This window comes from Enterovirga sp. (genome assembly GCF_028290205.1).
Lineage (GTDB): Bacteria > Pseudomonadota > Alphaproteobacteria > Rhizobiales > Beijerinckiaceae > Enterovirga.
The window spans coordinates 1-23,188 of the sequence record NZ_JAQGKF010000208.1 but is presented as its reverse complement, the minus strand read 5'-3'; the positions used below and the strand labels follow the sequence as shown (position 1 = coordinate 23,188).

At 70.3% G+C, this 23,188-nt stretch carries 20 protein-coding genes; 14 read left to right on the top strand and 6 right to left on the bottom strand.

What is annotated here, in order from left to right:
• The first annotated feature begins 19 nt into the window (after window positions 1-19).
• The 12 genes from phnY to can all read left to right on the top strand — a co-directional run bounded on the left by phnY (window position 20) and on the right by can (window position 13,697).
• On the top strand, window positions 20-1,471 hold the full coding sequence (gene phnY / locus JWR86_RS14285; protein ID WP_299566767.1) for a phosphonoacetaldehyde dehydrogenase: 1,452 nt from the start codon (window positions 20-22) through the stop codon (window positions 1,469-1,471).
• A gap of 111 nt (window positions 1,472-1,582) precedes the next feature.
• Window positions 1,583-2,605, top strand: a complete 1,023-nt coding sequence (locus JWR86_RS14280) for a putative 2-aminoethylphosphonate ABC transporter substrate-binding protein (protein WP_299566765.1) — start codon at window positions 1,583-1,585, stop codon at window positions 2,603-2,605.
• 147 nt (window positions 2,606-2,752) lie between these two features.
• The gene (locus tag JWR86_RS14275; protein WP_299566763.1) at window positions 2,753-3,841 is read left to right on the top strand and encodes a putative 2-aminoethylphosphonate ABC transporter ATP-binding protein; all 1,089 of its coding nucleotides are present in this window, start codon (window positions 2,753-2,755) and stop codon (window positions 3,839-3,841) included.
• Complete coding sequence (locus JWR86_RS14270; RefSeq protein ID WP_299566760.1) at window positions 3,838-5,568, top strand: putative 2-aminoethylphosphonate ABC transporter permease subunit; 1,731 nt, start codon at window positions 3,838-3,840, stop codon at window positions 5,566-5,568. Before JWR86_RS14275 ends, JWR86_RS14270 begins: the two co-directional genes overlap by 4 nt.
• Window positions 5,565-6,689: a TIGR03364 family FAD-dependent oxidoreductase gene (locus tag JWR86_RS14265; protein ID WP_299566758.1), complete on the top strand. Its 1,125-nt coding sequence runs from the start codon at window positions 5,565-5,567 to the stop codon at window positions 6,687-6,689. Before JWR86_RS14270 ends, JWR86_RS14265 begins: the two co-directional genes overlap by 4 nt.
• Window positions 6,689-8,059, top strand: a complete 1,371-nt coding sequence (locus JWR86_RS14260) for an aspartate aminotransferase family protein (protein ID WP_299566781.1) — start codon at window positions 6,689-6,691, stop codon at window positions 8,057-8,059. Before JWR86_RS14265 ends, JWR86_RS14260 begins: the two co-directional genes overlap by 1 nt.
• 27 nt (window positions 8,060-8,086) lie before the next feature.
• Window positions 8,087-9,757 carry a Na/Pi cotransporter family protein gene (locus JWR86_RS14255; RefSeq protein WP_299566756.1) on the top strand — a complete coding sequence of 557 codons (1,671 nt, stop codon included), beginning with the start codon at window positions 8,087-8,089 and terminating at the stop codon, window positions 9,755-9,757.
• A gap of 80 nt (window positions 9,758-9,837) precedes the next feature.
• Window positions 9,838-10,806 carry an NAD(P)/FAD-dependent oxidoreductase gene (locus JWR86_RS14250; protein ID WP_299566754.1) on the top strand — a complete coding sequence of 323 codons (969 nt, stop codon included), beginning with the start codon at window positions 9,838-9,840 and terminating at the stop codon, window positions 10,804-10,806.
• Between the two features lie 20 nt (window positions 10,807-10,826).
• Window positions 10,827-11,753 carry an ABC transporter ATP-binding protein gene (locus JWR86_RS14245; protein ID WP_299566752.1) on the top strand — a complete coding sequence of 309 codons (927 nt, stop codon included), beginning with the start codon at window positions 10,827-10,829 and terminating at the stop codon, window positions 11,751-11,753.
• Window positions 11,750-12,511: an ABC transporter permease gene (locus tag JWR86_RS14240; RefSeq protein ID WP_299566750.1), complete on the top strand. Its 762-nt coding sequence runs from the start codon at window positions 11,750-11,752 to the stop codon at window positions 12,509-12,511. The genes JWR86_RS14245 and JWR86_RS14240 overlap by 4 nt, the downstream gene beginning before the upstream one ends.
• Window positions 12,512-12,629: 118 nt before the next feature.
• Window positions 12,630-12,899 carry a hypothetical protein gene (locus JWR86_RS14235; RefSeq protein ID WP_299566749.1) on the top strand — a complete coding sequence of 90 codons (270 nt, stop codon included), beginning with the start codon at window positions 12,630-12,632 and terminating at the stop codon, window positions 12,897-12,899.
• Between the two features lie 186 nt (window positions 12,900-13,085).
• Entirely contained in the window at window positions 13,086-13,697 is a 612-nt protein-coding gene (gene can / locus JWR86_RS14230) for a carbonate dehydratase (protein ID WP_299566748.1), read from the top strand.
• A gap of 9 nt (window positions 13,698-13,706) precedes the next feature.
• On the opposite strand, the gene queG is transcribed toward can, so the two are convergent.
• Window positions 13,707-14,846: a tRNA epoxyqueuosine(34) reductase QueG gene (gene queG / locus JWR86_RS14225; RefSeq protein ID WP_299566779.1), complete on the bottom strand. Its 1,140-nt coding sequence runs from the start codon at window positions 14,844-14,846 to the stop codon at window positions 13,707-13,709.
• A gap of 23 nt (window positions 14,847-14,869) precedes the next feature.
• The gene (locus tag JWR86_RS14220) at window positions 14,870-15,544 is read right to left on the bottom strand and encodes a glutathione S-transferase family protein (RefSeq protein WP_299566746.1); all 675 of its coding nucleotides are present in this window, start codon (window positions 15,542-15,544) and stop codon (window positions 14,870-14,872) included.
• 161 nt (window positions 15,545-15,705) lie between these two features.
• Here JWR86_RS14220 and JWR86_RS14215 point away from each other — a divergent pair, with 161 nt between their 5' ends.
• Complete coding sequence (locus JWR86_RS14215) at window positions 15,706-16,512, top strand: undecaprenyl-diphosphate phosphatase (protein WP_299566744.1); 807 nt, start codon at window positions 15,706-15,708, stop codon at window positions 16,510-16,512.
• An 87-nt stretch (window positions 16,513-16,599) separates the two neighbouring features.
• The gene (locus tag JWR86_RS14210; RefSeq protein WP_299566742.1) at window positions 16,600-17,556 is read left to right on the top strand and encodes an acetyl-CoA carboxylase carboxyltransferase subunit alpha; all 957 of its coding nucleotides are present in this window, start codon (window positions 16,600-16,602) and stop codon (window positions 17,554-17,556) included.
• Window positions 17,557-17,587: 31 nt separating this feature from the next.
• Here JWR86_RS14210 and JWR86_RS14205 read toward each other — a convergent pair whose 3' ends face one another.
• From JWR86_RS14205 to JWR86_RS14190, 4 genes are all read right to left on the bottom strand, one after another.
• The gene (locus JWR86_RS14205; RefSeq protein WP_299566740.1) at window positions 17,588-18,454 is read right to left on the bottom strand and encodes a CoA ester lyase; all 867 of its coding nucleotides are present in this window, start codon (window positions 18,452-18,454) and stop codon (window positions 17,588-17,590) included.
• A gap of 25 nt (window positions 18,455-18,479) precedes the next feature.
• On the bottom strand, window positions 18,480-20,594 hold the full coding sequence (locus JWR86_RS14200; protein WP_299566738.1) for a hybrid sensor histidine kinase/response regulator: 2,115 nt from the start codon (window positions 20,592-20,594) through the stop codon (window positions 18,480-18,482).
• Window positions 20,595-20,781: 187 nt separating this feature from the next.
• Window positions 20,782-21,153 carry an SET domain-containing protein-lysine N-methyltransferase gene (locus tag JWR86_RS14195; protein WP_299566736.1) on the bottom strand — a complete coding sequence of 124 codons (372 nt, stop codon included), beginning with the start codon at window positions 21,151-21,153 and terminating at the stop codon, window positions 20,782-20,784.
• 40 nt (window positions 21,154-21,193) lie between these two features.
• Window positions 21,194-22,732 (bottom strand): YifB family Mg chelatase-like AAA ATPase, encoded by a 1,539-nt coding sequence (locus tag JWR86_RS14190; RefSeq protein ID WP_299566734.1) that lies wholly within the window; start codon window positions 22,730-22,732, stop codon window positions 21,194-21,196.
• Window positions 22,733-23,188 lie beyond the last annotated feature (456 nt).

Below are 23,188 nucleotides of genomic sequence, written 5' to 3'. Positions count from 1 at the left end.
CAGACACGAGGCCGACCCCATGAACGCCCACGTCCACCCCCCTGTCCGGCGCGAGGCGATGCGCATCGCCGGCCGTCGCGTCGAAACCGACCAGGTCGTCGAGGTGCTCAACCCCTATACGGGCGCCGTGGTCGGCACCGTGCCGGCCGCCCGCCCCGAGCATGTGCGCGAGGCCTTCGCGACCGCCCGGGCCTTCAAGCCGAAGCTGTCCCGCTATGAGCGCCAGCAGATCCTGCAGAAGACGGCCGAGACCCTGCGTGACCGGCGCGAGGATTTCGCCCGGCTGATCACGGCGGAATCGGGTTTGTGCTGGAAGGACTCGTTGTACGAGGCCAGCCGCGCCTACGACGTGTGGTCCTTCGCGGCCCAGCTCACCATCAAGGACGACGGCGAGATCTATTCCTGCGACATCTCGCCGAACGGCAAGAGCCGCAAGATCTACACGACGCGGCTGCCCCTGCTCGGGGTGATCTCGGCCATCACGCCGTTCAACCACCCGCTCAACATGGTGTCGCACAAGCTCGCGCCCGCCATCGCGACCAACAACCGACTTGTCCTCAAGCCGACCGAGCTGACGCCCCTGACGGCGCTCGCGCTCGCCGACGTGCTCTACGAATGCGGCCTGCCGCCTGAGATGCTGTCCGTCGTGACCGGCAACCCGTCCACGATGGGCGATGCCATGATCACCGATCCGGATGCCGACCTCGTCACCTTCACGGGCTCGGTCAGGGTCGGCAAGCACATCGCCGCCAAGGCCGGCTACAAGCGGATCGTGCTGGAACTCGGCGGCAACGACCCGCTGATCGTCATGGAGGACGCCGATCTGGACAAGGCGGCCGAGCTCGCGGTGCAGGGCGCGACCAAGAATTCGGGCCAGCGCTGCACGGCCGTGAAGCGCATCCTGTGCGTGGAAAGCGTGGCGGACGAGTTCAGCCGCCTCGTGCTCGACAAGGCGAAGAAGCTGCGGGCCGGAGATCCCATGGATCCGGCGACGGACATCGGCACCGTGATCAACGAGCGCTCGGCGCAGCTGTTCGAGGCTCGGGTGGCGGGCGCGGTCGAGGCCGGGGCAGAACTGCTGCACGGCCCGGCCCGCGAGGGCGCGCTGTTTCCGCCCACCGTGGTGGACCGGGTGCCCTACGATTGCGAGCTCGTGCGGGAGGAAACCTTCGGGCCCGTGATCCCGATCATCCGCTGCCCGGACAACATCGACGAGGTGATCCGCATCTCGAACTCGACCGCCTTCGGCCTGTCATCTGGCGTGTGTACGAACCGCTTCGACTACATCACCCGCTTCGTGTCCGACCTTGAGGTCGGCACCGTCAACGTCTGGGAGGTGCCGGGCTACCGGATCGAGATGTCGCCCTTCGGCGGCATCAAGGATTCCGGCCTCGGCTACAAGGAGGGCGTGGTGGAGGCGATGAAGAGCTTCACCAACGTGCGCACCTACTCCCTGCCGTGGCCGGTGTAGACTCTTGCGGCAAATGAGCAAAACATCACCGTCCGGGGCGGCTTGTTGAGCTTGCCGCCCGGTCGGCCTGTCGAACAAGATCGTGCCGAACCACCAACGAGGGCGAACATCATGAAAGCTTGGCTTGCGGGCGGATTGGCCCTGGCGGTTGCGTTCGGTGCCGGCGATGCCCTCGCGCAGAGGTCCAAGGTCACGATCTATACCGGGCTCGAAAACGACCAGCTCGGGCCCTTCAAGGCGTCGATCGAGAAGGCCGTGCCCGAGGCCGAGGTGGTCTGGGTGCGGGATTCCACCGGCGTCATCACCGCCCGCTTCATGGCCGAGAAGGACAACCCTCGGGCCGACATGGTGATGGGCCTCGCGGCCTCCAGCCTGCTCGTCTTCGAAAAGGCCGGGCTGCTGCAGGAATACAAGCCGAAGGGCGCCGATCAGCTCAAGGAGCAATTCCGCGACACCAAGGGCCCGTATACCTGGACCGGCATGGACGCCTATCTGGGCGTCGTCTGCTTCAACACGGCCGAGGCGGCGAAGAGCAGCGTCAAGACTCCCGCGTCCTGGAACGACCTGCTGGTGCCCGGGCTGAAGGGCAAGGTCGTGATGCCCCATCCCGCCTCGTCCGGCACCGGCTACCTGATGGTGGCCGGCTGGCTCCAGTCGATGGGCGAAGAGGCCGGCTGGAAGTTCATGGACGGCCTGCACGAGAACATCGCGGCCTATCTCCATTCGGGCTCGGCACCCTGCGTTCAGGCCGCCCGCGGCGAGCGGACGGTCGGCCTCGCGCTGGACATGCGGGGCGCCTCGGAAAAGACCAAGGGCGCGCCGATCGAGGTGATCGTGCCCAAGGAGGGGACCGGCTGGGAGCTCGAGGCGAGCGCCATCGTCAAGGGCTCGAAGAACCTGGCGGTGGCTCAGAAGATCGCCGACTGGTCGGCCACCAAGGAGGCCAACGAGCTCTATTCGAAGAGCTACGCCGTGGTGGCCTTCCCGGGCGTCAAGAACACACCGCCGAACTACCCGGCCAATGGCGAAGCCGGCATGATCAAGAACGACCTCGGCTGGATGGCCGAGAATCGCGAGCGGGTTCTGGCGGAATGGTCCAAGCGCTACGAATCCAAGGCCGCGCCGAAGAACTGAGGTGAAGGCCATTCGGCCATCGCTCCGGGGGCGGTGCGGCACAGGGCGCCGCATCGCTGGCCCGGCGGTTGCCGGGGGACCAGCGGCCCCCGGTGTCATCGGGGGCTCCGGGTTGCGCTGGGCAACGCCGGAACGTGGGAGGCGCAGGTGAGCGAGCCATCCTTCCTGCGCGTGCGGGGGCTGGCCAAGCGGTTCGGCAGCTTCACGGCTCTGCGCGACATCGATCTCGACATCGCGCGCGGCGAGTTCGTCTGCTTCCTCGGCCCGTCCGGCTGCGGCAAGACGACCCTGCTCCGGGCCATTGCCGGGCTCGATCTCCAGGACGAAGGCACGATCGAGATCGCCGGCCGCGACGTGTCGCGCGCCCCGCCCGCGGAGCGCGATTTCGGCATCGTGTTCCAGTCGTATGCGCTGTTCCCCAACCTGACCGTCACGCAGAATGTCGGCTACGGTCTCGTCAACCGGCGCACCGGTCGGAACGAGATCCGGCGCCGCGTCGAGGAGCTGCTCGCGCTGGTCGGCCTGCCGGAACAGGGCAGCAAGTATCCCGTCCAGCTCTCGGGCGGGCAGCAGCAGAGGGTCGCGCTGGCCCGTGCGCTCGCGACCTCTCCGGGCCTGCTGCTTCTGGACGAGCCCCTGTCGGCGCTGGATGCCAAGGTTCGGGTCCGCCTCCGGGACGAGATCCGCACGCTGCAAAAGCGGCTCGGGGTGACCACCGTGATGGTGACGCACGATCAGGAGGAGGCCCTCGCCATGGCCGACCGGATCGTCGTCATGAACCAGGGCGCGATCGAGCAGGTCGGCACGCCCGAGGAGATCTATCGCCATCCGGAGACGCCCTTTGTGGCGGATTTCGTCGGGCACATGACGTTTCTGGACGCGGTCGCGACCGGGCCCGCCACGGTGCGGGTCGGCGCGCTCGACCTGGTGCTTGGGGAAGGATCGGGGTTCCTGCCCGGCACGCCGGTGCGGCTCGCCATGCGGCCGGAGGCCATCCGGACCCGGAGCATCACGGCCGACACCCCGAACCGGTTCGACGTGCAGATCGGTGAGCTGTCCTTCCTGGGCTCGTTCTGCCGCGCTCAGCTCCTGCCGGTCTCATCGCCCGACACGCCGATCGCGGCGGATTTCTCCGCCAACGCCATGCGGGATCTCGCCATCCGGCCGGGCGAGATCAGGGCGGTCGCCATGCCGGCCGAAACGCTGCGGGTGTTCCCGGCCGGGTCGGCCGCATGAGCCAGGCCGCGCTCGGGACGGCACCGGCGGCCGCGTTCCGGCCGGGTGCCGTGGCGGCGGCCCGGCGCCGAGGCCCGGGCGAGCGGCAGGTCGCCAGCCTCCTGATCGGCCTGCTCTGCGCCGTGCTGGTGCTGATCGTGGCCCTGCCGCTGTGGACGCTGCTGTCCAAGGCCGTGCAGGACACGGACGGCCGTTTCGTCGGCCTCGCCAACTTCCTGACCTACGTCACCACGCCGACCCTGGTCGCCTCGCTGGTGAACAGCGTCTGGATCGCCGGCCTGTCCACGGCCATCGTGGTGCCACTCGCCTTCGTCTATGCCTATGCGCTGCAGCGCAGCCGCATTCCCTGCAAGGGGCTGTTCTATGCGGCCGCCCTTTTGCCGATCTTCGCGCCCTCGCTGCTGTCGGCGCTCTCCCTCGTCTACATCTTCGGCAACCAGGGCATCCTGAAAGGGGCGCTGGCCGGGGCCTCGATCTACGGCCCGATCGGCATCGTCCTTGCCGAGGTGCTGTACAGCTTCCCGCACGCGCTGCTGATCCTGGCGACCGCGCTCGCCCTCTCCGACGGGCGGCTCTACGAGGCCGCCGAGGCGCTCGGCACGTCGCGGGCCCGCGTGTTCCGCACCGTGACGCTGCCCGGGGCCCGCTACGGGCTGATCAGCGCGACCTTCGTGGTCTTCACGATCGTCATCACAGATTTCGGCATCCCGAAGGTCATCGGCGGCCAGTTCAGCGTGCTGGCCACGGACGCCTACAAGCAGGTGGTCGGGCAGCAGAACTTCCCCATGGGCGCGGTGGTCGGGCTGATCCTGCTCGTGCCGGCCGTGCTGGCCTTCGCGGTCGACCGCATGGTGCGGCGCCGGCAGGTGGCGCTCCTGTCCGCCCGCGCGGTGCCCTATGCGCCGAAGCCGCGCCGCCGGCGCGACCTCGTGCTGCTCCTCTATGCCGGCACCGTCGCAGCTCTGATCGTGGCCACCTACGGCACGGCCGTGTGGGGCTCCTTTGTGCGCTACTGGCCCTACAACCTGTCCCTGACGCTCGCGAATTACGATTTTGCCAGCGCCGAGCCCGGCGGCTGGGAGCCCTATTTCAATTCGCTGCGGCTCGCCGGCCTCGCGGCCGTCATCGGCACCGCGCTCGTCTTCACGGGCGCCTATCTGATCGAGAAGGTGGAGGCCGCCCCGGGCGGCCGCGCCCTGGCCCAGTTCATCGCCATGCTGCCGATGGCCGTGCCCGGCCTCGTGCTTGGGCTCGGCTACGTGTTCTTCTTCAACGCCGTCTGGAATCCGCTCAACGTCTTCTACGGCACCCTGACGGTGCTGGTCGTGAACACGATCGCCCATTTCTACACGGTGGCCCACATCACGGCGACCACCAGCCTGAAGCAGATCGACCGCGAGATCGAGGCGGTGTCCGCCTCGCTCAAGGTGCCGTTTTGGCGAACCTTTGGCCGCGTCACCGTGCCGATCTGCATGCCGGCGATCCTCGACATCGCAGTCTACATGTTCGTCAACGCGCTCACGACCGTGTCCGCCGTGATCTTCCTGTATGGGGCCGATTCCAAGCTCGCCTCGGTGGCGATCGTCCATATGGACGAGGCCGGCGCCATTGCCTCTGCGGCCGCCATGGCGACGGTGATCATGCTCACCGCCATCGCCGTGAAGCTGCTGCATCTCGGGCTCGACCGCTTCCTGTTCGGCCGGCTGCAGCGCTGGCGCGCGCGGTGAGCCTCCCGGCGGGGCCTTTCGACGTCGCGGTGGTCGGCGCTGGGGTCGTCGGGCTGGCCCATGCGCTCGCCTGCGCCCGGCGTGGCCTGTCGGTTGTGGTGATCGACCGTGACACGCGGGCCAACGGCGCCTCGATCCGCAATTTCGGCTTCGTCACCGTGTCCGGCCAGGAGGAGGGAGCGATGTGGCGGCGGGCGCGCCGCTCGCGTGACGTCTGGCTCGACCTCGCGGCCGCAGCCGGGATCCCGATCCACCAGCGTGGCATGCTGCTGGCCGCGCGGCGGCCGGAGGCGGCCGCTGTGCTGGAAAGCTTTGCCGCCGGGCCGATGGCCGAGGGCTGCGAACTGCTGGGCCGAGAGGCCTCGGCCCGCCGCTTTCCCGGCCTCGCAGGCGGGGTCGCGGCCGCGCTGGTCAGCCCGCACGAGCTTCGGGTCGAGCCGCGCGAGGCGATCCCGCGCATCGCCGCCCATCTGGCTGCTGCCCACGGGGTGACCTTCGTCTGGGGCGCGGCCGTCACCTCCGTGGAGCCCGGCGAGGTCGGCACGAGCCGGGGCTCCCTTGCCGCCCGGCAGACGGTGGTGGCCCCGGGCGACGACGCCACGGCTCTGTTTCCCGACCTTCTGGCCCCCTTCGGCCTGACCCGCTGCAAGCTGCAGATGATGCGGGTGCGGCCGAGCCGCCCCGCCCTGCCGCATGTGCTGATGAGCGACCTGTCGCTGCTTCGCTATGGCGGGTTCGCGGCGCTTCCGGCCTCCGGCGCGCTCCGGGCTCGGCTCGAGCGGGACGCCGGGCCGGAACTCGCCGCCGGCATCCACCTGATCGTCGCGGCGGCCCGCGACGGAACCTGCGTGATCGGCGATTCGCACGTCTATGACCCGACCCCCGACCCCTTCGCGGATTCGGCGATCGACCGCATGATCCTGGATTCCTACGAGGCGCTTCTGGGCGAGCGGCCCGCCGTGACGGAAAGCTGGACCGGCACCTACGCGTCGGCGCCCGCAACTCCCGTGGTCGTGGTCGCGCCCGCCCCGGAGATCCGGGTCGTCACGGTTGCGACGGGCGCCGGCATGTCGTGCTCCTTCGCGCTCGCCGAGGAGATCGTGGAGGCCATGGGATCGTGATGCTCGGCACGGTGACGGAATCGGAGGGCGACACCAATCTGACCAGCCGCCGCACGGCCTGGCAGGCCGCCTCCATCGACACGCCGACCGCCCGGCTGCTGGCCCGCGACGAGCAGGTCTTCCTGCGCCAATCCGTGTCGACGCCCTGCCTCAACGCGGTCCGCAAGGCCGAGGGCGTCTGGATCGAGGACGTGGCGGGCCGCCGCTACATGGATTTCCACGGCAACAACGTCCACCACATCGGCTACGGCCACCCGCGCCTGAAGAAGGCGATCGCCGACCAGATGGACGCGCTGCCCTTTGCGCCGCGCCGCTACACCTGCGAGCCCGCCGTCCAGCTCGCCGAAAAGCTCGCCGCCATCACGCCCGGCCGACTCGGCAAGCTGCTCCTCACCACCGGCGGGTCGGACGCCATTGAGGTGGCCGTCAAGATCGCCCGCGCGGCCACCGGCCGGACCAAGACCTTGTCGTTCTGGGACGCCTTCCACGGCGCCGGCACCGGCGCGGCCGCGATGTCGGGCGAGACGCTGTTCCGGTCGGGCCCAGCCGCCCCGCTGGTGGCGGGCGCGCTGCATGTCGCCCCCTTCGGCGGCTATCGCTGCCCCTATGGGACGACGAGCCCGGAGGAGAGCGGCACGGCGTGCGCCCGCATGATCGACTATGTGCTGGCCCGCGACCCGGACGTGGCCTGCCTCGTGGCCGAGCCGACCCGGGCCGTGCCCTACGTGGCGCCGCCGGGGTTCTGGGCGGAGGTGCGCCGCATCTGCGACCGCCGCGGCGTGCTTCTGATCTTTGACGAGATTCCGACCGGGCTCGGCAAGACCGGCCGCATGTTCTCCTGCCAGCATGATGGGGTGGAGCCGGACATCCTCGTCCTCGGCAAGGGCCTGGGGGGCGGCATCCTGCCGATCGCCTGCGCGATCGCCCGGCCGGAGCTCGATGTCGCCGGCGACTGGGCCTTCGGGCACTACACGCACGAGAAGAACCCGGTCACGACCCGGGCGGCCCTCACCACGATCGAGATCATCGAGGACGAGGATTTGGTCGCCAACGCCGAGCGCGTCGGGGCCCGGGCGCTGGTTCGGCTGCACGGGCTCAAGGAGAGGGTGGGCGCCATCGGCGACGTGCGCGGCCGGGGCTGCCTCCTCGGCATCGAACTCGTGCGCAGCCGCGAGGGGCGCGAGCCGGACGGCGACCTCGCCGAGGCGGTGCTCTACCGCGCCCTCGATCGGGGGCTGTCGTTCAAGACCACGATGGGCAACGTCCTCACGCTGACGCCGCCCCTGACCGTGAGCGAGGCCGAAATGGACAAGGCCGTCGCGATCATCGAGGACTGCCTGATCGAGGCCACCGCGCAGCGGCCGCACTGATCCGAAAGGAGGGAGATACCGGGCCAGATGTCGGCGACCCATATCCTGATTGAACTTCTCGGCGAGATCGCGCTGCTCCTGTGGGGCATCCACATGGTCAATGGGGGCGTGCAGCGCGCCTTCGGCAGCGACCTCAGGAGCGCCCTCGGCATCGGCCTCAAGAGCCGCTGGCGTGCCTTCCTGACCGGCATCGGCGTGACGGCGCTGCTGCAGAGCTCGACCGCCACCGCCCTGATGGTGACCTCCTTCAGCGGGCTGGGCGCCGTGGAGCTGGTCCCGGCGCTGGCCGTCATGCTGGGCGCCAATGTCGGCACAACGCTGATCGTGCAGCTCGCCTCCTTCGACGTTACCTACGTCTTCCCGCTTCTGATCCTCGTCGGCGTGATCGCGCATCGGCGCGGCGGCAGCGCCATGATGCGCGACGCCGCCCAGGCGGTGATCGGGCTCGGTCTGATGCTGCTCGCCCTCCACCTCCTCGTGGTCACGATGCGGCCGGTCGAGGGCTCGGCCACGCTGGCCTACCTGTTCCGGGCGCTGACGCAGGATCCGCTGCTTACGACCCTCATCGCGGCCGGCTTCGCCTGGGCGGCGCATTCCAGCGTGGCGGCGGTGCTTCTGGTCATGTCGCTGGCCGGCGCTGGGGCGGTGAGCGGGGCCTCGGCGCTGGCCATGGTGGTCGGCTGCAACATCGGCAGCGCGCTCAACCCGCTCATCGACGCGCTCGGCAAGGAGCCCGGGCGGCTCCGCGTCCCGGTCGGCAATCTCATCAACCGGCTGGTCGGCGCGGCGCTCGTCCTGCCCATTCTGGATCCGCTGGCGGACCTGCTTCTGCGCATCGAGGCGTCCCCGACCCGGCTCGCCGCGAATTTCCACCTGCTGTTCAACCTGGTGATGGCGGCCCTGTTCATCGCCCTCCTGCCGCTCCTGGCGCGGCTGCTCCGCACCCTCTTCCCGGACCGGGCGGCGGCGGCCGATCCCGGCGCGCCGATCTATCTCGACGAGACCGCCCTCGCGACGCCGTCGGTCGCGCTCGCCAATGCCTCCCGCGAGGTGCTGCGCATGGCCGACGTGGTCGAGGAGATGCTGCGCGGATCGCAGGGCGCGTTCCACCGCGACGACCGCGAGAAGATCGCCGAGATCAGCCGCAAGGACGACGTGCTCGACCGGCTCTACGTGGCGACGCAGCGCTACATCGGCATGATCGCGCATGAGAACCTGAGCGCGGCCGAAGCGCGCCGCATCACCGAAACGCTGGCGCTCGCCATCAACCTCGAACATGTCGGCGACATCGTCGAAAAGAACCTGATGGAGATGGCGGCCAAGCGCATCCGCAACCAGCAGCGTCTTTCGCCGGAGGCGCTGGCGGCGATCAGCGACATGCACGCGCGGCTGCTGGATCATCTCCGGCTCGCGGTGGCGGTGTACATGTCGCACGACACGGAGGCGGCCCGCCGCCTGGTCAGCGAGAAGGAGCAGTTTCGCGAGATCGAGCGCGAGACGACCGAACGTCACTTCCTGCAGATGAAGTCCGGCCGCGCCGACCAGATCCAGACCAGTGCCTTGCAGCTCGACATCACGCGCGACCTGAAGCGCATCGAGGCTCATATCGCGGCGACGGCCTACGGGCTGCTCGAGCAATCGGGCGAGCTCCGCTCGAGTCGGCTGCAACTGGCCAGCGAGGGCGGCCGGGCCGCCTGACGGGCCGGCGCTCCAGTCCGTCCCGTGACGGTACGGGGCTGCGGGTTGACCCGGGGCACGCCAGGGCCGACGAGCGGGCCATGCCCGACTCCGCCGACGACCTCCTCGACTGCCTGGTGATCGGCGGCGGCCCGGCCGGGTTGACGGCCGCGCTCTACCTGGCCCGGTTTCACCGCCGCTTCCTGGTGGTGGATGCGGGGGCGAGCCGCGCGGCCTCGATCCCGACGAGCCACAACATCCCGTTTTTCGAGGACGGGATCGGCGGTCCCGACATCCTGGCCCGCCACCGTGCCCATCTCGCGCGCTACGACGTGGTCCCGGTCGCCGGGGAGGTGTCCCGCCTGGAGAAGTCCGAGGGTTGCTTCTGGGCCGACGTGGTCGAGAGCGGCGGAGGGCGCCGCGTCCGGGCCCGGCGGGTGCTGCTCGCGACGGGATCGGCCGATGTGGAGCCGGACCTGCCGGACCTGCCGGACGCGATCCGGCGCGGGCTCGTGCGCTACTGCCCGATCTGCGACGGCTACGAGGCGGCGGGCAAGCGCATCGGCGTGCTCGGCTACGGTGCCCAGGGCCTCGGCGAGGCCGTGTTCGTGGCCCGCACCTATTCGCGCGACGTGACCTTGCTCACACTCGGCCAGCCCATGGAGCTGGACGCCGAGCAGGAGGAGCAGGTGCGTCAGCACGGCATCCGGGTCGTGCCCGAGCAGGTCGAGGCACTGGAGCATGACGGCCGCCGCATCAGCGCCATCCGGGCCGGCGGCGCCGATTTCAGCTTCGAGGTCCTCTACTCCGCCCTCGGCCTGCGTCACCGTTCCGACCTGGCTCTGGCGCTCGGGGCGGATCACGACTCCACGGGAGCCCTGCTCGTGGACGACCACAACCAGACCAGCGTGCCGGGCCTCTACGCGGCCGGTGGGGCGGTGCGCGGACTCGATCAGATCGTGGTCGCCATGGGGCACGCGGCCGTCGCCGCGACCCACATCCACAATCGCTGCGAGCTGCCGACCGAGAACGAGCCGGCCGAGACGGGCCGGGGCCATACCGGACCTTGAGCGTCCTGGACCCCACCGCGATGCGGCCCGCCCTGGAAATCCGCAACCTCTCGAAGCGCTATGCGGGCGGGTTCGAGGCGCTCAGGGGCGTCGATCTCGACATCCGGCGCGGCGAGATCTTCGCCCTGCTCGGACCCAACGGGGCCGGCAAGACGACGCTGATCGGCATCAGCTGCGGCACCATCTCGGCCACGACCGGCACGGTGCTGGCAGACGGGCTCGACACCGTGCGGGACTACAAGGCGGCCCGGGCCCGGATCGGGCTCGTGCCCCAGGAACTTGCGACCGACGCGTTCGAGTCGGTCTGGGCCACCGTGAGCTTCAGCCGCGGGCTGTTCGGCCGGCCGCCGAACCCGGCCTTCATCGAGGGGCTGCTGCGGGACCTCTCGCTTTGGGACAAGCGCGACCAGCGCATCATGACGCTGTCGGGCGGCATGAAGCGCCGCGTGCTGATCGCCAAGGCGCTCTCGCACGAGCCGCAGATCCTGTTCCTGGACGAGCCGACGGCCGGCGTCGATGTCGAACTCAGGCGCGACATGTGGCAGCTCGTGCGCCGGCTGCAGGCGCAGGGCGTCACCATCGTGCTGACCACGCACTACATCGACGAGGCCGAGGAGATGGCCGACCGGATTGGCGTGATCCACAGGGGCAAGCTGATTCTGGTCGAGGAGAAGGCCGAGCTGATGCGCAAGCTTGGCACCAAGAAGCTGATCCTGGAGCTCGCCAGCCCCGTGGCGGCGCTGCCCCCGACGCTCGCCACAACCGGCCTCGACCTCGCGGCCGGCGGACGGGAGCTGGTCTACAGCTACGACCGGCAGGCCGGAGATACCGGCGTCGCCGCTCTCCTGGCGGCCCTCGCCGCATCGGGGCTCGACGTCGCCGATCTGCGCACCGAGCAGAGTTCTCTCGAGGAGATCTTCGTCCAACTCGTGGAGGAACCGGCGTGAACTGGCACGCGATCCGGGCCATCTACCTGTTCGAAATGGCCCGCATGCGGCGCACGCTGCTGCAGAGCGTGATCTCGCCCGTCCTGTCCACGACGCTGTATTTCGTGGTCTTCGGCGCGGCCATCGGCAGCCGCATCAGCGAGGTCGACGGGGTCAGCTACGGGGCCTTCCTGGTGCCCGGCCTCTTGATGCTGTCGCTCCTGACCCAGAGCGTCTCCAACGCCTCCTTCGCAATCTACTTCCCAAAGTTCACCGGCACCATCTTCGAGCACCTCTCGGCCCCCGTCTCCGCCTTCGAGCTGACCGCCAGCTACGTGGCGGCCGCCGCCTCGAAATCGGTGATCCTCGGGGTGATCATCCTTCTGACCGCGCGGCTCTTCGTGCCCTTCGGCATCGCCCATCCGGTCTGGATGGCGGCGTTCCTGGTGCTCACCGCGGTGACGTTCAGCCTGCTCGGTTTTCTGATCGGGATCTGGGCGGAGAATTTCGAGAAGCTGCAGCTCATTCCGCTTCTGGTCATCACGCCGCTGACCTTTCTGGGGGGCAGCTTCTACTCGATCGACATGCTGCCGCCCTTTTGGCGCACCGTGTCGCTGCTCAACCCGGTTTTGTACCTGGTCAGCGGCTTCCGCTGGAGCTTCTTTGGCAGCGCCGATGTCGGCGTCGGGCTCAGCCTCGGCATGACGCTCGCCTTTCTGCTCGCCTGCGCGGCCGTCGTTGCCTGGATGTTCCGGACCGGCTACCGTTTGAAGCCCTGAGGACGGCGCCTGGGCGGTGTCCCTGCGCGCTGTGTCGCGGCGGCGCGGTGAAACCCGGGCGGCCCCTGGGCATTCGCCCAGACACGCGGCTTCGGCCGCCCTCCAACGAGAGATGGCGATGCGCTTCCTTTCTTCTCTGATCGCGGCCTCGGGCATGCTGGTCGCGGCCGCCTCGCCGGTGCTGGCAGAGCGCGGCGGCAGCGGCGGGGATCGCGAGCCGGCTGGCGGCGCCTTCATGACGAGCTACCCGGAGCAGGGCTCGACCGGGATCCAGCGCGGCGGTCCGCCTCGCTCGGTCGACGTGCCGCGCGATCCGTATGGCCACCCCGTGGCGACCGGATCGGCTCGCCGCGATGCCCCCCACGGCCGGGCTCAGCCGCGCTGGTGACGGCAGGCCCCCGCCCCGGCTGCGGGCGGCCGACACCTCAGGCCTGACCCCCGGCGGCGCCATCCTGCTCCGAAGCGGGGACCGGAGCGCCGTCCTGTCGCGGGTCGCTCGCCCCCGGCGCGCGGCTTTCGGAAATTGACTTGGCCGGGTTCTTCGCTCATCCCGCGATGCACCATGAGGACGGGCATGCTGGATCACCTGAAGGCCAACAACCGGGCCTGGGCGGAACGCAAGGTCGCGGCCGATCCCGGCTTCTTTCGCCGGCTGGAGGGGCAACAGGCCCCCGAATATCTCTGGATCGGCTGCTCGGACAGCCGCGTGCCGGCCAACGAGATCGTGGATCTCGATCCGGGCGAGCTGTTCGTGCACCGCAACGTGGCCAACCTGGCTCCGCCGCAGGACGCCAATTACCTGTCCGTGCTGCAATTCGCCGTGGACGTGCTCAAGGTGAAGCACATCATGGTGGTGGGCCATTACGGCTGCGGCGGCGTGCAGGCCGCCGTGGACGGACAGCGGCGCGGACTGGTCGACCACTGGCTCCACCCGATCCGCGAGGTCTACCAGGCGCACCGGGCCGAACTGGAGGCGATGCCGGAACGGCCGCGCTTCGACCGGCTGTGCGAGCTGAACGTGATCCGCCAGGTCCGCAACGTTGCGTCCGACGTGTTCGTTCAGGACGCATGGGCGCGCGGGCAGGAACTCGCCGTGCACGGCTGGGTGTATTCCATCGCCAACGGCCACGTGACGGATCTGAACGTCACAGTCAGCGACCCAGAGGCCGCAGCGCAGCTCGCCTGACGCGGGCCGTCACCCCGCGGGCGGCGCCGGAACCGCGATCGGAGCGGGGGAGGGCGGCTTCCCGGCGGCCCGCCACTCCGCCCGGACAGCCTCGTCGCGCTCCTCGCCGAGCCGAGCGCCCGCGAGGGAAGCGGCGTAGTCGGGCCGGAGCCGGGCCAGGGCCCACACGGCCATCGCCCTGACCAGCGGGGAGGGGTCGCGCAGCAGCCGCTCCGCGGCATCGGAGAGCGTGGGCTCGCCGGAATTGCCGATGGCGATCAGCGTGTTGCGGACCACGCGGTCGCGCCCCGTGCGCTTAATCGGCGTGCCCGCGAAGAGGCGCCGAAAGGCGGAATCGTCGAGCCCCGCCAGGTCGCGCAGCGCCGGGGCAGCCAGCTCCTCGCGCATCGCCAGGCGCGCATCGGAGGAGGCGGCCGCGAAGCTGTTCCAGGGGCACACCGCCAGGCAGTCGTCGCAGCCGAACACCCGGTTGCCGATGGCGGCGCGGAACTCGGCCGGGATGTGGCCGGCATGCTCAATGGTCAGGTAGGCGATGCAGCGGCGTGCATCCAGCCGGTAGGGCCCGGCGAAGGCCCCGGTCGGGCAGATGTCCAGGCAACGGGTGCAGGAGCCGCAACGCTCCCGTTCCGGCGGGTCCGGCGGCAATTCCGCGGTGGTGAAGATGGCGCCGAGCAGCAGCCACGAGCCGTGCCGGCGCGACACCACGACGGAATGCTTTCCGGTCCATCCGAGCCCGGCCGCGGCGGCCAGCGGCTTTTCCATCACGGGCGCGGTGTCCACGAAGACCTTGACCTCGGCGCCGCTGCGGGAGGCCAAGAGGGACGCGATCTCCTTGAGCCGGCCCTTGATCACCTCGTGGTAATCGCGCCGGACCGCATAGGTGGCCAGGAGGCCGCGCTCGCGCTGGGCGAGGCCGAGCAGTGGGTTCGTGGGCGGCGCGGTTGAAAGCCCCAGCATGACGACGCTGCGCACCTCGGGCCACAGACCGCGCGGATCCGCCCGGCGGCCCGGATCCGCCTCCATCCAGCTCATGGAACCGTGATGGCCGTCGGCAAGCCAGGCCGAGAGCCGGCCGGCGGCCTCCGGGATGGCGTCCGGTGTGGTCGTGCCGAGTAGGTCGAAGCCGAGCGCGGCGGCGCGCTCGGCCAGCAGCGCCTTGAGGGCGGCGCCGTCTAGAAGTCCAGGTCCGCGTAATGATCCGGCGGCAGCATGCCGGGCACGCGGTCGAGCAGGATCCGCCGGAAGGCCGGGCGTGATTTCACGCGGGCGTACCAGTCCTTCGCCGTCTCGTCCTCGTCCCATGGCACGTCGCCGAGGTAATCCGCGCAGGAGAGATGGGCCGCCGCCGCCAGATCGGCATAGGTCAGATGGTCGCCCGCGAGCCAGTTCCGGCTGCCGGACAGAAAGCCGATATAGCGCAGATGGTAGCGCATGTTCGAACGCGCCGCCCGGATGGCGGCCGCGTCTGGCGCGCCCCCGGAGAAACGCTTCACGATCTTCTCGGTGACCAGATAGCCCGTCACCTCCTCGTGGAACTTGCCGTTGAACCAGTCGAGCAGGCGGCGCACCTCCACCCGGCCGGCCGGGTCGGGCGGCAGCAGGCGGCGGCCATTCAGGCCGAGCCCCCGGGTCTCGTCCAGGTATTCGGCGATGACGCCCGCGCCCGGGATGGCGATGTCGTTCTCCAGGAAGACGGGCGTGGCTCCCGACGGATTGAGCCGCAAAAAGCTCTCCTCGCGGGCCCAGGGGCGCTCCTCCTCCTCGTCCGATTGCAGCCCCATCTCGCCCAGCGCGAGCCGGACGAATCGGGAATGTGGGCAGAAGCTGTAGTGGTGCAGGGTGGCCATATCGCCAGGCGGTACCGGACTCGGTTGCGGACTAAGCCGGGCGCTGGTTAAGGCGCGGTAACCGTAACGTCCACGGCCGAGGCCGGACGGAGCGAGACGATTAACCTTGCGCTAACCATGAGCTGGCGAGAGAGGCACGACACGGGCGACGGGACGACGGCATGGGCGCGACGCAATGGTGGCAGGCGCTGATCCTCGGCCTTGTCGAGGGCGCGACCGAATTCCTGCCGGTCTCCTCCACCGGGCACCTCCTGCTCCTCCAGCACTTCTTCGGCCTCGATGGCGAGGCCGACAAGAGTTTCGCCATTCTGGTGCAACTCGGGGCCATCCTGGCGATCGTGTCGGCCTATTTCGCCCGCCTGCTGCGGATTGCCCTGGACCTGCCGACGCGGCCGGCGGCGCGGCGCTTCGTGCTCGGCGTGCTGATCGCCTTTCTGCCGGCTGCCGCCATCGGGGCCGGGCTGCACGGCTTCATCAAGGGCGTGCTGTTCAACCCGCTGGTGGTCTGCGTGTCGCTGGTCGTGGGCGGATTCATCCTCATGGTGGTGGACCGGCTGCCGCTGCGGCCCACGCACCACGACGCGACCGAGTTCCCGCTGCCCATGTACCTGGGCATCGGCCTGGTGCAGTGCCTGGCCATGATTCCCGGGGTGTCGCGCTCGGGGGCCACCATCGTGGGCGCCATGCTGTTCGGGGCCGATAAGCGCTCGGCGGCCGAATTCTCCTTCTTCCTCGCCATGCCGACCATGGCCGGCGCCTTCGCCTATGACCTCCTGAAGAGCTACAAGCTGCTGGCCTTCAACGATGTCGCCATGATCGCGGTCGGCTTCGTGGCAGCCTTTCTGTCGGGGCTCCTCGTGGTCAAGACGGCGCTCGACTACATCTCGCGCCACGGCTTCGCACCCTTCGCCTGGTGGCGCATTCTGGTCGGGTCGGCCGGGCTGGCCGGCCTGCTTGTGTTCGGCTGAGCGCCGGATGGGTTGAAGACTGGGCCGTCGCGGCTTAACTGCGGGGCAGTGAGGCTCCCCGCCTCGGCGGGGACCGCCTGACGCCCTATGCGCGCATTCCTGGATTTCGAAAAACCGGTCGCCGAGCTCGAGGCCAAGGTCGAGGAGCTGCGTGCCCTCGGCGCGGAGGGCGACGCCGTGTCGATCTCCGACGACATCCTCCGCCTGGAGGCCAAGGCCTCCGCGGCGTTGAAGGAGCTCTACGGCTCGCTCACGCCCTGGCAGAAGACGCTTGTCGCCCGCCACCCCAACCGGCCCCGCTTCGTCGATTATTGCCAGCACCTCCTGACCGAGTTCACGCCGCTGGCCGGTGACCGCCGCTTTGGCGAGGACGAGGCCATCGTGGCCGGGTTCGGCCGGTTCCGGGGCGAGCCGGTCTGCATCATCGGGCAGGAGAAGGGCCACACCACGGAAACCCGCATCCGGCACAATTTCGGCATGGCCCGGCCGGAGGGCTACCGAAAGGCGGCGCGGCTGATGGAGATGGCGGACCGATTCGGACTGCCGGTGCTCAGCTTCGTTGACACGGCCGGGGCGTATCCGGGGATCGACGCCGAAGAGCGTGGCCAGGCCGAGGCCATCGCGCGCTCGACCGAAGCGTGCCTCGCGCTCGGCGCCCCGAACATCGCCATCGTGATCGGGGAGGGCGGCTCCGGCGGCGCGATCGCGATCGCGACCGCGAACCGGGTGCTGATGCTGGAACACTCCGTCTACAGCGTGATCTCGCCCGAAGGCGCCGCTTCCATCCTGTGGCGCGACCCGACCAGGGCCCAGGACGCCGCGACCGCGATGAAGATCACCGCCCAGGATCTCTTGCGCTTTGGCGTCATCGACGAGATCGTGCCGGAGCCGCCGGGCGGAGCGCATCGCGATCCCGAGGCGCTTCTCGCCCGGGCCGGCGACGCGATCGAGGCCGGCCTCAGAGGGCTGGGCGGGCTCGGCCCCGAGGAGATCCGCCGGCATCGGGCCGAGAAGTTCGAGGCCATCGGCCGCTCGCTCAGCTAGAGCGACGGCCGGGCCGGCCCGGCGCGCGCTCCTATCCGGCGCGGGCGATCGCGTCCGCCAGGGCCACCGTCCGGAGCGCCATCTCCGCATGGAGCCGCTCCACCATGCGGCCGTCCAGCGTGATCACGCCCCGGCCGGCATTCTCGGGCCGCTCGAAGGCCGCGATGACCCGGCGCGCCGCCTCCACCTCGTGGGCGGGCGGCGCGAAAATCTCGTTCGCGGGTGCGATCTGGTTCGGGTGGATCAGGGTTTTGCCGTCGTAGCCGAGGTCGCGGCCCTGGGCGCATTCGGCCCGGAATCCGTCCGCATCGGCCAGGTCGTTGAACACGCCGTCGATCGCATCGAGCCCGTGCGCCCGCGCCGCCGCGAGCGCCGTCTGCAGCCAGGGCAGCATGGTCCAGCGGCCCGGCACCATGCGGGCCCGGGTCTCCTTGGCCAGGTCGTTGGTGCCGAGCACGAAACAGGCGAGCCGGCCCCCTTCGCTCCGAGCTGCGATCGCGTCGATGCGCAGAATGGCGCGCGGCGTCTCGATCATGGCCCAGATCCGCAGCTCCTCCGGCGCGCCGGCGGCCGCGAGGGCGGCCTCCGCCCGGGCCAGAGTATCGGGATCTGACACCTTGGGCAGGAGCACGGCATCGGCGCCGCAGGTCGCGGCCGCCGCGAGGTCGGGTCCGCCCCAGGGTGTGTCGGCACCATTGACCCGCACAATCACCTCGCGTCGCCCGAACCCGCCGGCCGCGACCGCCGCCACCGCCTGCGCCCGGGCCTCGCCCTTCTGGTCGGGCGCCACCGAGTCTTCCAGGTCGAGGATCACGGCGTCGGCCGCGAGCGTGCGGGCCTTGTCGATCGCGCGCGGGTTGGAGGCGGGCATGTAGAGGACGCTGCGCCGGGGTCTCATGCGGGAGGGGGCTCCTGTTGCGGGGTCACGTCGCGGCGCGGCTGCCGGCGGCCTCGAGGAGCTCCGCCACCCGGGTCGCCAGAGCTGCCGACGGGAAGGGCTTGGTGATCACCGGCAGGTCGGGATCCAGCGTCCCGAGCGCCGCGCCCTCCTGGCCATAGCCGGTCATGAACAGGACCGCGATCCCCGGCCGCATGCGCCGCGCGGCTGCGGCGAGGTCGCGCCCGTCGAGGCCCGGCAGTCCGATGTCGGTGAACAGCACCTGGACGGGCTCCTCCTCGATGATGCGCAGGGCTGCGGCCGCGTCCGCCGCCTCGTGCACGACGTAGCCCTCGTCGCGCAGCGCCTCCGCGCTGGTGCGGCGCACCAGCTCGTGGTCGTCCACCACCAGAACCACGGCCGTTTGGCCGCCCCGCTCCCGCTCCGGGGCAGCCGGCCCGGCTCGCGGCGGCTCGGGCGGTTCCGCCCCGAGCCGGGGCAGAAACAGGCAGATCCGGGTGCCGATCCCGACCTCGCTGTCGATCTTGACGTCGCCGGAGGATTGCTTGGCGAAGCCGTAGACCTGCTCCAGCCCGAGCCCGGTGCCGACGCCGGGCTCCTTGGTGGTGAAGAAGGGCTCGAAGGCGCGGCGCACGACCTCCGTCGGCATGCCGGTGCCGGTATCGGTTACGGCAACGCTGACGAAGGCCGGCCGGAGCGCGCCGTCGGCAGCGGCCTCGTTGCGGGTTTCCACGGTCACCGTCCCGCCGCCCGGCATCGCGTCGCGGGCATTCACGACGAGGTTCAGCAGCGCGGCCTCGAGCTGGTTTGGGTCGGCGAACGTTTTGGGGAGGTCCGGCGCCAGGTCGAGCGTCAGCGCCCTGTTTTCCCCGAGCGTCTGACGAAACAGATCCGCCATGCCGCGCACGAGTTCGTTGACGTCCACGGCCTGCGGGGCCAGCGCCTGCCGGCGCGAGAAGGCGAGCAGGCGCTGCGTCAGGGTGGCCGCCCGCTCCGCGCCGCCCCGCGCGCTCTCGACATGCCGGTGCAGCCGTTCGTCGTCGGCCGGGAGGCGGCGCGCGAGCAGGTCGAGGTTGCCGATCACCACCGTGAGCAGGTTGTTGAAATCATGGGCCACGCCCGAAGTCAGCTGACCCATCGCTTCGAGCTTCTGCGATTGCCGCAGCTGGGCTTCGACCTCTTCCCGGCCACTGACCGCGGCCGTCCGCTCCTCCACGGCCCGGGCGACCTCCTCATAGGCGGCGAACTGGCGCACCAGCGCCCCCATGACGGCCAGCACGGCCATGGCCACAAGCCCGCCCGCGAGCCCGACCAGGAGTGCGTGACGGCGCCACTCGCGCAGGATCTCGGGCACGGTGCGGGACGCGGTGGCCACCACGGCCGGAAAATCCGGAACCGGCCGGTCGGTGGACAGCCGCATGACCCCGTCGGGCCCGTGTGCCGGCTGCGAGACGGCGCGTTCATTGGTCCGCCCGGGCCCAGCCGCTCTGTGCGAATGCTGGACCAGCACGTTCCCGTCCCGGTGCCGCAACGCCAGCGTGGTGCCGGGCGGGAGATCGAGCGAGGCGTAGAAGTCGGCGAAATAGCCGAGTTCAAGAGCTCCGTAGACGAAGCCGACCAGCGTTCCGGAGGCCGTCACGAACCGGCGCGCCATGTACACCGTCCAGGCGCCGTTGCCCCGGTTCACGACCGGCTCGGTGATGAAGATGTCGCGCGCGTCCTGGCCGTCCCTGAGCGCCTGGAAATGGTTTCGGTCCGACAGGTCGATCTCCGGCGCGGGATAGCCGCGGGAAAAACTGACCAGACGACCGTCGACCCCGATCAGGCTGATGGCGTTGAGCTGCGGCAGCCCGGTGACCCGCGCCCTCAGGGCCTCATGGGTGTTGCGGTCCGATTTCAGGCGATTGAGATCGGCCAGGGTCTCGACGCCTTCGGCCTTGAGCTCGTCCAAGACGGTTCCAAGAACCAGATCGACGCTCTGCAGCGTGCGGCTGGCACCCTCGGCCAGCACCGCATTCAGGTTCACCAGCCCGCGCCGTGCGTCGTTGAGCTCGCGCTCGCGCATCTCCAGCACGAGCAGGGCGGTGGCGGCGATCACCAGGACGAAGACGACCGTGCCGATGGCGAGGACAGCCCGCAACGGGCGGCTGCCGCGCCACCTCTCGACCCAGGTCCCGATGGCCGCGAGCGGCCTGCCGCGGGAACGGCGCAACCCGCTCCCGAGCGTCGCCATCTGCCCCCCAGGAGGTTATGCCTCCTGCCTCTTTCCGGTCATGCTAGCGACCTGCCCGGTTAGTGGGAAGCGCGGGGCGGGACGCGCCGGGCAGTCAGGGGAGTCCGGTCCAGCCGGAGACGCAGGACCGATAGTCGCAGGTGATCTCCTGGCCGACCCCAATGTCCCGGCTGGCAAAGGTTTCGCGGCCCCGGATCTCGGTGTTCGGGTCTTCCGCATGGTTGAGAAACTTGGCGTGGTCGCAGGACAGGACCACGCTGCCCGGGAATTCCGGGGCGGCATAGGCGTAGGTATCGAGATAGGCCCGGAAGGCCGGCGGCAGCCCCTCCAGGCGGGCAAGCGGCAGGACCAGATCGAGGTCCGGCTCGAAGCGCCAGATTGGCTGGCCGGCGCGGACCGGCTCGGCCGCCATGACCCCGAGGCCATGAATGCTGCTGGGGCCGAGGCGGGTCTGGATCAGCAGCATGGTGCGGCTCCGCGGGCGGCGGCCCCGTGCGCGGCCGGTTTCACGCCGCGACCGGCCGCCGGTCGGCATGCGACCGGTACGAGATCGCCTCCGCCAGGTGGATGCGCCGCACCAAGCGCTCGCCGTCGAGATCAGCCAATGTGCGGGCCACCTTGAGGATGCGGTGGTAGCCGCGGGCCGACAGCCGCATGGCCTCGGCCGCCTCCCGGATCAGCCGCAAGCCGTCCGCGTCAGGCTTCGCCACCTCGTCCAGGATGGCGGCCGGGCAGGCGGCGTTGGTGGTCACGTCGGGGAGCCCGAGCGCAGCGTAGCGCCGCAGCGCCATCTCGCGGGCCCGCGCGACCCGGGCCGCCACCTCGGCCGATCCCTCGGTGGCGGGCGGCAGGATGAGGTCGGCCGCCGTGACGGCCGGCACCTCGATGGCGAGGTCGATGCGGTCCAGCAGCGGGCCGGAGATGCGGGACGCGTATTGCGCCATGCAGCGCTCGTTGGGCTGCTTGCGGCAGCTGAAGCCGGGCTCGGTCGCGTGGCCGCAGCGGCACGGGTTCATGGCGGCCACGAGCTGCACGCGGGCCGGGTAGACGGCGCGGTGATTGGCCCGGGCGATCATCACCTGGCCGGTCTCGAGCGGCTGCCGCAGCGCGTCCAGCACGCCCGGCTGGAATTCTGGCAGCTCGTCCAGGAACAGCACGCCGTGATGGGCGAGCGAGATTTCGCCCGGGCGGGCCGAGACGCCGCCGCCGACCAGCGCCGCCATGGACGCGGAATGGTGCGGCGCCCGGAACGGCCGCCGGCTCGACAGCGCGCCGTTGGCCAGCAGCCCGGCCACCGATTGCACCATCGACAGCTCCAGCAGCTCCTTCGGGCCGAGCGGCGGCAGGATGGAGGGGAGCCGCGCCGCCAGCATCGACTTGCCGGCCCCGGGCGGGCCGGACATGAGCAGGTTGTGGCCGCCCGCGGCCGCGATCTCGAGCGTGCGCTTGGCGCTCTCCTGCCCGCGGATGTCGCGCAGGTCGGGCAGGCTGTCGGCCGGCGGCGCGACCGCCGGTTCCGGCCGGGCCAGCACCTGGTCGCCCTTGAAGTGGTTGGCGAGCTGGATCAGCGAGCGGGGCGCCAGGATGTCGGCGTCGCGGGACGCCCAGGCGGCCTCCGGGCCGCAGCTCGCAGGGCAGATCAGCCCCTGGCCACGGGCATTCGCCGCGATGGCGGCCGGCAGCACCCCGGCCACCGCCGTGAGCGAGCCGTCCAGCGCGAGCTCGCCCAACACCGTGTAGCCGGCCAGGGCGTCGGACGGGATGGCGCCGATGGCCGCCATGATGCCGAGCGCGATCGGCAGGTCGTAATGCGAGCCTTCCTTGGGCAGGTCGGCCGGCGCGAGGTTCACGGTGATGCGCTTGGCCGGCAGCGCCAGGCCGGAGGCGAGCAGGGCGGCGCGCACCCGCTCCCGCGATTCCCCGACCGCCTTGTCCGGCAGCCCGACCAGCACGAAGGCCACCGTGCCGGCCGAGATCTGCACCTGCACATCGACCTCGCGGCCCTCGATCCCCTCGAAGGCGACGGTGGAGACCCGTGTGACCATGAGGTGCCTCGGCAGCCCGCCGGGCGAGTGTAGCGGGGCGATTTCGGCCCGGTCAAGAACAGGCCGTGAACAGGGGCTGATCTTGTTCGACTTGGGGCGGCGGGGAGCCGTTCTGGCGTCTGGGGTGCGGGTCACCCACGCAGCCCGCTCGGAAACCCCACCTGCGTTGTCGAGACTTCGCTGCCAGCTAGCAGGCTCGCGGAGTAGCCGATGGCGTGCGGCGACGTCGCCCGGCGGATGGTTGGCGCCGACCAGAATTACAGGCCAAGTTCGGAGTGGGATCCCAGACGCACGAGCTGCAGGCGAAGCGAGGGCAGGCCGGTATTCATGTGAACTCAGTGGCGACGAGACGGATCGCTTGGCCGAGGCGCCAGAACCTCGTGTCCGTGAGTTAGGGCTGGAACTCGCACGCCAGTGGCTCGACAATCATTGGGAACGCTGCGGGGCTGAAGTTCC

Excerpts from the sequence above, each read along its gene's own strand:
- phnY (WP_299566767.1), top strand. The coding sequence starts at position 20 with ATGAACGCCCACGTCCACCCCCCTGTCCGGCGCGAGGCGATGCGCATC.
- JWR86_RS14280 (WP_299566765.1), top strand. The coding sequence starts at position 1,583 with ATGAAAGCTTGGCTTGCGGGCGGATTGGCCCTGGCGGTTGCGTTCGGT.
- JWR86_RS14270 (WP_299566760.1), top strand. The coding sequence starts at position 3,838 with ATGAGCCAGGCCGCGCTCGGGACGGCACCGGCGGCCGCGTTCCGGCCG.
- JWR86_RS14260 (WP_299566781.1), top strand. The coding sequence starts at position 6,689 with ATGCTCGGCACGGTGACGGAATCGGAGGGCGACACCAATCTGACCAGC.
- JWR86_RS14255 (WP_299566756.1), top strand. The coding sequence starts at position 8,087 with ATGTCGGCGACCCATATCCTGATTGAACTTCTCGGCGAGATCGCGCTG.
- JWR86_RS14250 (WP_299566754.1), top strand. The coding sequence starts at position 9,838 with ATGCCCGACTCCGCCGACGACCTCCTCGACTGCCTGGTGATCGGCGGC.
- JWR86_RS14245 (WP_299566752.1), top strand. The coding sequence starts at position 10,827 with ATGCGGCCCGCCCTGGAAATCCGCAACCTCTCGAAGCGCTATGCGGGC.
- JWR86_RS14235 (WP_299566749.1), top strand. The coding sequence starts at position 12,630 with ATGCGCTTCCTTTCTTCTCTGATCGCGGCCTCGGGCATGCTGGTCGCG.
- can (WP_299566748.1), top strand. The coding sequence starts at position 13,086 with ATGCTGGATCACCTGAAGGCCAACAACCGGGCCTGGGCGGAACGCAAG.
- JWR86_RS14220 (WP_299566746.1), bottom strand. The coding sequence starts at position 15,544 with ATGGCCACCCTGCACCACTACAGCTTCTGCCCACATTCCCGATTCGTC.
- JWR86_RS14215 (WP_299566744.1), top strand. The coding sequence starts at position 15,706 with ATGGGCGCGACGCAATGGTGGCAGGCGCTGATCCTCGGCCTTGTCGAG.
- JWR86_RS14210 (WP_299566742.1), top strand. The coding sequence starts at position 16,600 with ATGCGCGCATTCCTGGATTTCGAAAAACCGGTCGCCGAGCTCGAGGCC.
- JWR86_RS14205 (WP_299566740.1), bottom strand. The coding sequence starts at position 18,454 with ATGAGACCCCGGCGCAGCGTCCTCTACATGCCCGCCTCCAACCCGCGC.
- JWR86_RS14195 (WP_299566736.1), bottom strand. The coding sequence starts at position 21,153 with ATGCTGCTGATCCAGACCCGCCTCGGCCCCAGCAGCATTCATGGCCTC.
- JWR86_RS14190 (WP_299566734.1), bottom strand. The coding sequence starts at position 22,732 with ATGGTCACACGGGTCTCCACCGTCGCCTTCGAGGGGATCGAGGGCCGC.